The organism is Acinetobacter sp. RIT698, from assembly GCF_009668065.1.
GTDB lineage: Bacteria > Pseudomonadota > Gammaproteobacteria > Pseudomonadales > Moraxellaceae > Acinetobacter > Acinetobacter guillouiae.
Genome location: NZ_WJYH01000086.1, coordinates 1 through 10,190, shown reverse-complemented (window position 1 = coordinate 10,190; position 10,190 = coordinate 1). Strand labels below are relative to the sequence as shown.

11 protein-coding genes are annotated in these 10,190 nt (G+C 37.0%); 5 read left to right on the top strand and 6 right to left on the bottom strand.

Annotated features, from left to right (window positions below; translation table 11 throughout):
• Window positions 1-100 precede the first annotated feature (100 nt).
• A complete protein-coding gene (locus GJV03_RS20715; RefSeq protein WP_166782079.1) occupies window positions 101-286 on the bottom strand; it encodes a hypothetical protein in 186 nt (61 codons plus the stop codon).
• A gap of 286 nt (window positions 287-572) precedes the next feature.
• Here GJV03_RS20715 and GJV03_RS20710 point away from each other — a divergent pair, with 286 nt between their 5' ends.
• From GJV03_RS20710 to GJV03_RS20695, 4 genes are read left to right on the top strand one after another with little or no spacing between them, the layout of a single operon-like run.
• Window positions 573-1,295: a YggS family pyridoxal phosphate-dependent enzyme gene (locus GJV03_RS20710; protein WP_004717103.1), complete on the top strand. Its 723-nt coding sequence runs from the start codon at window positions 573-575 to the stop codon at window positions 1,293-1,295.
• A 9-nt stretch (window positions 1,296-1,304) separates the two neighbouring features.
• Entirely contained in the window at window positions 1,305-1,583 is a 279-nt protein-coding gene (locus tag GJV03_RS20705; protein WP_004717105.1) for a hypothetical protein, read from the top strand.
• A 41-nt stretch (window positions 1,584-1,624) separates the two neighbouring features.
• Window positions 1,625-2,338 (top strand): glutamine amidotransferase, encoded by a 714-nt coding sequence (locus GJV03_RS20700; protein ID WP_056518203.1) that lies wholly within the window; start codon window positions 1,625-1,627, stop codon window positions 2,336-2,338.
• Window positions 2,339-2,357: 19 nt separating this feature from the next.
• Window positions 2,358-3,671 (top strand): GntR family transcriptional regulator, encoded by a 1,314-nt coding sequence (locus GJV03_RS20695; RefSeq protein ID WP_056518202.1) that lies wholly within the window; start codon window positions 2,358-2,360, stop codon window positions 3,669-3,671.
• A gap of 104 nt (window positions 3,672-3,775) precedes the next feature.
• Here the strand turns inward: GJV03_RS20695 and GJV03_RS20690 are convergent, their stop codons facing one another.
• Together GJV03_RS20690 and GJV03_RS20685 are read right to left on the bottom strand one after the other, a co-directional pair.
• Entirely contained in the window at window positions 3,776-4,828 is a 1,053-nt protein-coding gene (locus tag GJV03_RS20690) for a triacylglycerol lipase (RefSeq protein WP_154131016.1), read from the bottom strand.
• A 133-nt stretch (window positions 4,829-4,961) separates the two neighbouring features.
• Window positions 4,962-6,014 (bottom strand): lipase secretion chaperone, encoded by a 1,053-nt coding sequence (locus tag GJV03_RS20685; RefSeq protein ID WP_216070505.1) that lies wholly within the window; start codon window positions 6,012-6,014, stop codon window positions 4,962-4,964.
• Between the two features lie 351 nt (window positions 6,015-6,365).
• On the opposite strand from GJV03_RS20685, the gene GJV03_RS20680 reads away from it, so the two are divergent.
• Window positions 6,366-7,253 carry an AraC family transcriptional regulator gene (locus tag GJV03_RS20680; RefSeq protein ID WP_056518198.1) on the top strand — a complete coding sequence of 296 codons (888 nt, stop codon included), beginning with the start codon at window positions 6,366-6,368 and terminating at the stop codon, window positions 7,251-7,253.
• A gap of 68 nt (window positions 7,254-7,321) precedes the next feature.
• Here the strand turns inward: GJV03_RS20680 and GJV03_RS20675 are convergent, their stop codons facing one another.
• From GJV03_RS20675 to GJV03_RS20665, 3 genes are all read right to left on the bottom strand, one after another.
• Window positions 7,322-7,630 (bottom strand): helix-turn-helix domain-containing protein, encoded by a 309-nt coding sequence (locus GJV03_RS20675; RefSeq protein WP_004717116.1) that lies wholly within the window; start codon window positions 7,628-7,630, stop codon window positions 7,322-7,324.
• Between the two features lie 290 nt (window positions 7,631-7,920).
• Window positions 7,921-8,781 carry an arylamine N-acetyltransferase gene (locus GJV03_RS20670; protein ID WP_154131015.1) on the bottom strand — a complete coding sequence of 287 codons (861 nt, stop codon included), beginning with the start codon at window positions 8,779-8,781 and terminating at the stop codon, window positions 7,921-7,923.
• Between the two features lie 27 nt (window positions 8,782-8,808).
• Window positions 8,809-9,636, bottom strand: a complete 828-nt coding sequence (locus tag GJV03_RS20665; protein WP_105713623.1) for an NAD(P)H-binding protein — start codon at window positions 9,634-9,636, stop codon at window positions 8,809-8,811.
• Window positions 9,637-10,190 lie beyond the last annotated feature (554 nt).

Here is a 10,190-nt window from a genome sequence, read left to right as displayed (position 1 = left end):
AAATAAAGGACATAACATGTTCATTATTTGATAATAGATAAAAAATTAATTATTGCTTTTTATCCTTCTGCATTTTTCCAATAACTTCTCTAGAAACATATTACTTTCCAATATAGTCATCAAAATGATTGATTTGAATACGCTCCAGCTTCAAATATTTTATATTTAAAATTTTAGCATTTTCTTGATGCTGCCCAATCGCAAAACCTAGACATTTTTTACTCATACTGTCATTTGCATCAGCCAATCCACTGAACATGAGCAATGGTAAAGAGTCTGTTGACAACTCATCTACGTTTGCGACTACGTGTGTTTATTAGGCGTTAGCAGGCACAAAATACGAAATTTAGTCATTCCAAATGATCAGAAACATCATTTCACAAGCTAACACGTAGCGGCAAAAACACGCTAGTCACCGCTACGCCTTGCGCTGCAAACAAAGCAGGGCTTTGTTCTTGCTCAGGTAGCAAAAATAAATTCTGCTGAGTGGAGGTGTTCTTTAAGCATTTGTTTATTGAACTCGCCCATGATATTGTTCTATACAATAAATAGTTTTGTCATAGGTCAATGTTGTGCTCAAAGAAATTATTTCAGACAGACTGAGTGAAATTAAATTAACGATTGAGAAAGCCTGCCTCAAGGTGAATCGAGATCCTTCTGAAATCAGATTATTGCCCGTCAGTAAGACCTTTTCAGCAGAACATGTCCGAGCAATTCACGCTCTAGGATATGACTGTGTAGGGGAAAATAAAGTTCTTGAAGCCAAGAGTAAATATGAAGAACTAAAACAACTTAGCAATTTAAAATGGGTGCTGATTGGGCATCTACAGCGCAATAAAGTGAAATATGTAGCCCAATTTATCAGTGAATTCCATGCCTTAGATCGCGTCGAACTTGCTTACAAACTGAATAGCGCCTTAGAAAAAGAAAATCGGGTTATGCCTGTCTTTGTCCAAGTCAATACATCAGGCGAAAGCAGTAAATATGGCATTCAGCCTCACGAGCTAGAACATTTCATAGAACAATGTCTGCCATTTACCTACATAAAAATCGTTGGATTGATGACTCTGGCAATACATAGCCATGTCCCTAATGAGGTCAGGCAGTGTTTTCAGCTTTTAAGAACCCTAAGAGATCAAATTTCAAAAAAGCACCCAGAGATACAACGGCTTTCAATGGGCATGTCTGGAGATTTTGAACTTGCGATCGCTGAAGGTGCAACAGATATCAGGATTGGACAAGCAATTTTTGGCGCACGTTCCAAACCAGACAGTTATTACTGGCCTACTGAATAGAGCATCACGATGAAAACTCATTATCAGATCAATATATATCGAGAAAAAAAGTTACTCGGTACTTTTACACCCAATCATCTTGCTTCACAAAATTCGATTCAACAACTCATCGCAACATTAACAGCAATTGATCCTATTGACGTTGAGTTTGTACAAGTGACTGAAGATATGCGTGTTCTTATTTATCAAAATGGTCAGATGAGAACGTTGTCCTCTCAATACTCTTATCAAAATACAACTGCTGATTTAGTTTTTCAACAGAATGAAGAGTCATCTAATTCAGTTTGATTCATAGCACTGATCCACACTTATTTCACCGAGAGACAAACATGAACATGATAAAACACCAAGTTATTAATGTGATCCAATTTTTAAGTTTTGAGGATACCGGAAGCTTTAGCCCCGTACTTAAACAGATGGGCTATGACATTTGCGTTTTTCAAGCAGGTGTAGATGACCTAAGTACTATCTTACAAGAAAAGGACCCGCTTATCATTCTTGGCGGGCCAATCAGTGCATATGACTTAATCACCTACCCTTATCTAAAAGAAATCATTGTGGGATTGAAGCAACGATTAATAACCAATTATGCAACTTTTGGTATTTGTTTGGGTGCTCAACTGATTGCAACTGCTTTAGGTGCAAGAGTATATCCCGGCCATATCAAAGAAATAAGATGGGGGCGTTTATCCTTGAGTGCTCAGGCATTTGCATCACCTTTAAGGTTTCTTGAAGGTATACACGTTTTACATTGGCATGGTGATACATTTGATTTGCCGACTGTTGGCACGCACTTAGCTAGCTCAATTTATTATCCAAATCAAGCATTTAGTGTAGGGAGTAATATTATGGCATTACAGTTCCATGCTGAAGCCGATCCTAAACAATTTGAAAGATGGCTCATCGGTCATAGTGATGAATTAAAGCAACATAAGATAGATATTCTGGATTTAAGACTTGAGAATCAATATTATGGCAATATACTGGCAGACAAAGCAAAACTTGTACTTGAAGACTGGTTAAATAACTTGATCAGGTTTTAAAGTAAATGATTGGATCTATATGGCTGAAATTAAAGGTAAAACATCTCAGGACATTCAAAATAGTATTCGAGAACTTATTCAGAATGGGATTTTGAAGGAGGGGGAATTATTACCCAATATTCGTGCTTTAGCCACTGAGCTGGAAGTAAATCGTAATACTGTCGCTGCCGCCTATAAAGATTTAGCCTTAATGGGGATTGTCATATCCAAAGGCCGTGCAGGTACCCAAGTCCGTAAAAATCCACAAATTAATAGTTTTGAAAACCTTCAAAAAACAAATCAAACATTTTTTGACCTCGCGCATGGAAATCCATGCCAAGGTTTTTTACCTCAGCTACATGACATCAACTTTAATTTTAGTGCACCGTATTTATATGGTGACAGTACCAAGCTTCCAGATTTGGAGACCTTTGCTCGAAATGAAGTTTTTGCTGACATCAGCCATAAAATTGCTGAAATTGAATTTACCCATGGTGCGGTAGATGCAATTGAAAGAATTCTCAATGCACATTTAATCCAATCTGACAGTATTGCGATTGAGCAACCAGGTTTCATTACCAGTATTCATACTTTACAGGTGAATCGCTTTAATATGGTGTTTTTCCCAGTTACAGCACATGGCTATGATATTCACAGTATAAGAAAAGCACTAGAGCAAAAAGCCAAAGCAATTGTCATTACACCAAGAGCGCAGAATCCGACCAGTTATAGTCTTGATGCTAAAACGGCACAAGAATTACATCAGTTATTTTCTGAATACCCTGATGTACTCATTATTATTGATGATCACTTTTCATTACTTGCCACAACACCTTATTATCATATTGTGCCTGAATCTACCAGACATTGGGCGGTGATAAGATCTGTATCAAAATTTTTAGGTCCAGACTTTAGATTTGCATTTATCAATTGTGATCCTCAGACTGCGACCAGACTAAGGATGAAACTAAATCCAAACTGTACCTGGGTGAGTCATATATTACAAAAGATGATATTTTCGCTCATGACATCGGACAAAGTTCATCAATTAATGAATAAAGCAAAAATACATTATCAGACAAAAAATCAAGAAATCGTTAAAAAATTATTGGATCAAAACCTTCTAGATCTAGGTTATTGTGATGGTTTAAATCTATGGATCGAACATGAACAAGCTCAGGAAATAGCCTATCAACTCGCGCTAATGGGATGGAAAGTCAGACTTGGAAAAGAGTTTTCATTAGGCCAGGATATTAAAGGTATCCGTATCACCACTTCTGAATTAGATGAACAAAAAGCGATGGACCTACTCAATGATTTATCATTTATCTTAACTAAAATAATGACACTCTAAAATTTATGCTTTTCATCCATTATTTTTGCTAACGACCTTAAACTAAGGAAAAGTAGAAAACTAATTTCCTACTTTTCCTCATGAAAAAACATTGAATTTAAAAATCAGAAACCTGCCAATTTTAAACGATTGGCATGCTGACCATATAACGGAACGGGATCTGCACCAGCACCAGAGCCAGCAAGTCCCAGTATCTGATTGATCTCATCCAAATGGTTCTGAGGATAATTATCGCGAATGACATTGCCCAAATGAGATGAACATACTGGTACCAAACCGTCACTATCACTACCAGTGGTCAATTTGATAAATGCTTGACCAGCAAGCAACCCGTAGGATGAACCATCTAATAAATTTGTAAGTCCACCGTTACCTGACCATGAATAATAATTCACACCATTCACTGTGGCAGCTCCTGACCCACATTCAGTCACTGGAATACCTTGAGGGAAAGTGGCATTAAACTCACCAGCTCCAGCCTTGGTCAATCCTGCAAGTGCACTTAAAACATCTTGATCATATGTTCCACCATTACTAGAAGTACCACCCAGAAAGCTTTCTATACCTGTAAACGTATTGATTATAGCTCCGATAGTTTTATCAAAGCCTATTACACTGGCGGGTTTACGTATAAGTGTTTCCACCAAATCTGCAACCGGACTACCTTTATTTGAGCCCGCAATACCTGTTACTGACGCGATCAAATCAGGACGAACACCCGCAACATAGCGTACAGTTTGCACACCTTGGCTATGACCAATCAGGTTAACTTTTTCTGCACCTGTTAAGGCCTGAATCGTGAGAACTTGTTTAAGTAATTGTTCACCTCGCACAGCGTCAGAGTTAGCAGAAGATGTATTGGTGACAAATACATTTGCACCCTGACGGCTTAAATCCTGAGGAATTCTATCCCAGTAATTGACAGGTCCAATCTGTGAAAAACCGAATAAACCATGTGCAAACACCAACGGATATTTAGTTTTGGCATAATCTGTTTTTTTAGAAAACAGCCCCCAATCTGTTGCAGATGTTTGACTACAACCAGCTTGATCGTTTTTGATACCGCAATTTTGATAACTTGTAGTTACAATTGCTGAGCTATTAACCGATGTGAATATGATGGCCCCAAATACCAAGGCCGGGATTGCTTTCTTCATTGTTCAAGACTCCATATATTTGAACATTATTTTTGTATTACATTGATTTCTTGATACTTCAAAATATTTCCCTGAAAATCTCCTTGTCTAATTCTCAATGCTATATTTCTGTTATTGATCGTTTCCTCATTGCCTATTCAGCCACTTTTTTATTCGAATTAGCCTGCATCTGTTCAAAAGTCTGTGCACGGATTCGTTCTTCTGGGCTACTAAAAGATCTATTGCGTAATTCATTTATTGCAGCCTGTTGTTGAACCGCATCTTGCTGACTCGCCGTAATTTGTGCCCTTGCTGCAAGATAACTATCCACTTTTTTTTGCCACTGGCTTTCCTGTAAATCAACCTGAGTCAGGCGATCTGCTGCCGCTGCACCCACTAATTTTTTACGCATCTCGTACAGCTCACTCGCTGAACCTCCACGTTGATTAATTTCAGAGGTCAATTCCTGTAATTGGTTGTATTGTAAAATCGGCTGCATACTTGCTTTCAGGTCTTCTGGCTGTTCATTCAGCAATGCTGCACTTTTTTCTGCCTTCTGATCTGTGCTTAAGCGTTTATCATTATTGATCGCGTATTGTGCGATTGTATATTGGTCATAGCTTTCTTCTTGCGCAAAAAATACATCTGCTTCTTGTGGCGTAAAAATCTGTCTGCGAAGTTTAACCATGGCTGACGCAACTGTTTTAAAGTCCTTTGCACTATTGGACTGTGCTGCAGGTAACTTTTCACGCTGATGTAGATAATCAATATACTTACCAAGTAGTTGGTAAGAATAAGGTTGAGCAGTCGTTGGTAGAAGACCAGCAAGGTATTGACGAATATCAGCAACAATACTGCTTTCCGTTTTTTCACCAATACTTGAAAGAAAATAATCGAAGCAGTCACGAATTCCACGAGATAAAACCAACTGCCCTTTAGTATCAACCTGTAAAGGACAATTCACCTCTGTTCCTCTTAGTGATGGTGCCAACTCAGGCATAACACCATGAAACTTTAAGACTTGTTGATTAGTATCAGAAACTGACGCAACAGTACTTACCGATTGCTGATTTTGTAACGCGGAGTCTGAACTTGATGGGGCTATTACAGTATTGGTTTCTGGTTTTAAATACCATACTATTCCAACAAGAAATAAGACAACCAACAGCAACAACAGATGTTTTTTATAGTGGCTTATAACGTCCATGTTATATCTCTTTTTCAATATTTTATTATGCTTTTCACAACCTCAGATTTTCCGATATTTCGCAAAATCATTAACCAGCTAAAAAGGTAGCTGCTCCCTACAAAAAACATGTACCGATATAATCATAAGTTTTAAACCCATTCGCTACTCCATAAAATTATTATGTTCATATTCAAGTGATCTAGCTTTTCAAGAAGTTTCATGGCATAACTATTAAGAGCGAATTAATAATTGATACTTTTGGTCAGTCAAAGCTTCTTGCAATGATTATTAGACATAAATCACAAGCTAACAATCACCAAGAATGCAAAGTTTTTGCAGAAACAGTATTTTTCTCAGAATTCCAAAAATATGCTTAGTTCGTTTTCAGATACTTTTTTTGATATCTATCGGTTATCAGGTATAGCAGGCAAAATCCATAGTATTTCAACTCTTTTACCTGGAGAAATACTAGAATTTTCCCCAAATCATGGCTATATACATATTATTCAGAAAGAAAAATGCCTTTTAACAATGAACGATCTGGAACATCATCTGGAATTGAAACATTGCGACATAGCTGTGGTTTTACCTGGTAACTTTCACAGTATAAGCTTGAGTACAGATGCATTTCAGGATGCTAAAATCATCACCTGTACAATTGATTTTTCAGGTATTTATGGCTCAGCCATTGCCGAGGGTTTGCCTGCTTTCATTCACGTCCCTTTTACCTGCAAAGCCACAAATATTATTGCGGAATGGGTTCCAATCACTGTTCATGCAATTCAACAGGAACTTAAAGCACCTTCGATAGGCAGTCAGATTATGCTGACCAGAATTATTGATCTTTTATTTATTTGGTCAATTCGTTGTTGGCTTAGCACTGTTGAACCGAATCATAGAAGCTGGATTTCAGCATTACAGGAACCGATGATCAGTAAAGCCATGTCTTTAATGCATAATCATCCGCATTTTGACTGGACTGTTGAAGAACTTGCTAAGTGTACTAATTATTCAAAATCAAGCTTTTACAAGAAGTTTACTGAATCTGTCGGGACCACCCCAATACAATATTTAAAATCGCTGAGAATGCGATTAGCCAGTGAATTGCTATTAACCACGCAAAAAAGTATTTTTCATATTGCTGAGCTTGTTGGCTATTCCTCTCAGGCTGCATTCAGCCGAGTATTCTCCCAAACATTTAACTACTCACCTTCTGAGTTTAGAGAATCCTTTAAAAATAATCCTGCACAGGAGTAAAACACAACTGCGCTTATTAACAATGTATTGTGCAAAATTGTTAAATCAAAGTATTTTAATAGTTAGCTTTAGTATTCATTTAAGTCTGCTTCGGAATCTGGCATGCCAAATTTGAGTTCATCACCAACTTTGGCGATTGCGTGAATAGCGGGTAGGAATTTTGCACCAATAACTGTTAATTTGTATTCTACAGAGGGTGGCGATGTCGGGATTGGCAGACGTTGTATAATTCCTTTACTTTCCAAATGACGTAGACGTTCTGTCAATACTTTTGCAGTAATTGATGGCAAGTCAGCTCTTAACTCGCCAAATCGACGTGGTCCAGCACTTAAACACCAGATAATTTCTGCAGTCCAAGCGCCCCGTAGCAGTGCCATACTCTTACTCAAGGGACAGACATTATTTGGCGAAGGCGCACGGTTTTTTCGTAGCTTTAGACTCAAAGTTTCCTCCATTCATTCTTGAGATTTTCTCTGAGACTTCCTATTTATTCATATATTGAATATTAATTCCAAGGATGATATTCCACTGACATACTATGCTGAAAATATGCGCAAGCTGCAACCTGATGATTATCGTGAATCTGACTTATACCTGTTTTCGATGATTCATTCAGGTCTGTTTAACAAGTTGCAAGCGTTGCTTGTTGTTCTTAGAAGCGCATCTTTCACTTGGCAGGATTGATTATTTTTTTAAATATTAAAGCTACATTCAATTGTGGTGTATTAATTTTAAAATACTTCTCAAGATATTCGCGAAATTCATCTTCGCTTGTGAGCTCTTTTTTTATTGAATGATTTTTACCATGGATCTTTACAGTCGTTCCACTTAAGTTTATTCGTTCATCTGGAGTAACTGCAGCAAGCATCAAATGTTGAGTAAATATAGAATCTGGTGATGTTGCAATATACCAATTGGCAATCACAGCATCCGACTCCGAGACTTTCTGTTCTGGATCAAGTGCATAAATATTGACCCACTCATCACGTATATAAGCTTGAAGCATAATCTTCACACCTGTCAGGGCACTTTCAGCAACACCACTGTCTTTTACATCAATAAAACGGAAAGCTTCATGCGGTGTATTCTGAATTTCCCCGAGCTTATCCAGTGAAAGAACGGCAGTCGGAGTCGTTCCACCAAAACTGGGATCAAATAAATATAATTTATCCACCAGTTTTACCACAGTCACCAGATGAGTACGAATCGGAGCTTCTATAGGTTGAGATTGATAATATACGCGCCCCAAAAGATTAAAAGCCTCATATCCCAGTTCACTTAATACTGTTCTAGTCAGCGTACTCTGTTCCAAACAATAGCCTTCTCGTCCTTGATCAAGTAATTTATCTGCGATCTGTGATAATTCCATAGACACGTTATCACCAAGAAAAGAAGAAATATTTCCAAACGGGATGCTGGTTACATGTAGAAATAACAACTTTTTTAGACTCTCAAGCGTAGGTAAATACTCACCTTCCACGCCCAGTTTGGTTAAATATTTCTGTGAAATTGATAATTCTGAAGACATCGCTTTACTACCTTATAAATCATAAAACTAGAATTTATTTGATTTTACAAAATCAGTGAATTTAATCGGATCTCGCCCCAGAACCTGAGTAACACCTTTGCCGATACTTTCATTTCGCCCATCTAATATTTCAAAAAATGCCTGCGCCATATGTTCTGCAATAAAATTATCCAATCCTGCATTTTGCAGATATTGTTTATATGCTTTTTGATTAAGATATTGATACTGTATATTTCGCTTAAGCTTTACTCCGATAGCATTCACCGCTTCTGCAAAAGTCAATAACTCTGATCCTGTGACTTCATAAATTTTGCCGTTATGTAAATCATCAGTCAGACATTCAACCACAACATCTGACAAATCCTCCAAGTCAACGAATGGTTCTTTTACAGTATCTGCCATAAACGTCACTTCGCCAGATCTTATGCCATGTAGAAAATGACCTTCACTGAAATTTTGGTTAAACCATGCTGAACGAATGACCGTCCAATCAAGTTCAGCCTGCATTAAAATTTTTTCACACTTTTCAACAGATGCTTGACCTCTGCCTGATAATAATACAGCTTTGGAAACAGACTGATTCATCATTTCTGTGATCAATCCTTCAATCTGTTGTTCTGCTCCTGACATTGAAGTATCTGGATGAACAATGTAAACGATTTCAATATTCTTCAGTGCTGGGCCAAATGTACTGCTATCATTCCAATCAAAATACCGTTCATTTTCTACATGCGCATTGATGGTACGAGTAGTGACAATTGGATTAAATTTATGCGACTTTAATTTCTCTACGACGCGTCGTCCATTTTTGCCTTTTCCACCGATGATCAGAATATTCTTGGTCAAACTTTTCATAGATTACCACTTCATTAATTAAAAAAATTACTAGATTCTAGATGCTGTTTAACGAAACAGTGCATATTTAACTACATGAAAAATTTCATCAAATTAATAATAAAATTCATAAGCTAAGGAGCCTTTTGATGTAGTTATCACTGTACTTACTGTCTACATTGAGCGATCTCAGTATGCGCAAAGCATGATCCAATATGAATAGAATTACAGAAGACTTATACAAATCTATGGTATCCATTTGGAAACGGGTTTAATCACAAAATCGCTAAAAATTGCGCACAATATCCACGGTAAAAAGCCATTAGCTCTGGTCTAATTTAATTTTTTTTTGAAATTCGCGATTGCTCATCTGAGTGTTTTTTTTAAGTGTATTTTCTCAGTGACACATGAAGATAGTCAGTCAATCAACGCATAAGAATTGATTATAAAAATCGTATAATTTTTACAATTATTTATGCAAAAAAAATTGATTATTTAAATCATTATGATATCGTCCCATTATTTAATTTACTTTGTCACATGACAAAATAAATTAAATAACATCCAAATGATTC

Coding starts and splice junctions, on each gene's coding strand:
- GJV03_RS20705 (WP_004717105.1), top strand. CDS start 1,305: ATGAAAACTCATTATCAGATCAATATATATCGAGAAAAAAAGTTACTC.
- GJV03_RS20700 (WP_056518203.1), top strand. CDS start 1,625: ATGAACATGATAAAACACCAAGTTATTAATGTGATCCAATTTTTAAGT.
- GJV03_RS20695 (WP_056518202.1), top strand. CDS start 2,358: ATGGCTGAAATTAAAGGTAAAACATCTCAGGACATTCAAAATAGTATT.
- GJV03_RS20690 (WP_154131016.1), bottom strand. CDS start 4,828: ATGAAGAAAGCAATCCCGGCCTTGGTATTTGGGGCCATCATATTCACA.
- GJV03_RS20685 (WP_216070505.1), bottom strand. CDS start 6,014: ATGGACGTTATAAGCCACTATAAAAAACATCTGTTGTTGCTGTTGGTT.
- GJV03_RS20680 (WP_056518198.1), top strand. CDS start 6,366: ATGCTTAGTTCGTTTTCAGATACTTTTTTTGATATCTATCGGTTATCA.
- GJV03_RS20675 (WP_004717116.1), bottom strand. CDS start 7,630: ATGGCACTGCTACGGGGCGCTTGGACTGCAGAAATTATCTGGTGTTTA.
- GJV03_RS20670 (WP_154131015.1), bottom strand. CDS start 8,781: ATGTCTTCAGAATTATCAATTTCACAGAAATATTTAACCAAACTGGGC.
- GJV03_RS20665 (WP_105713623.1), bottom strand. CDS start 9,636: ATGAAAAGTTTGACCAAGAATATTCTGATCATCGGTGGAAAAGGCAAA.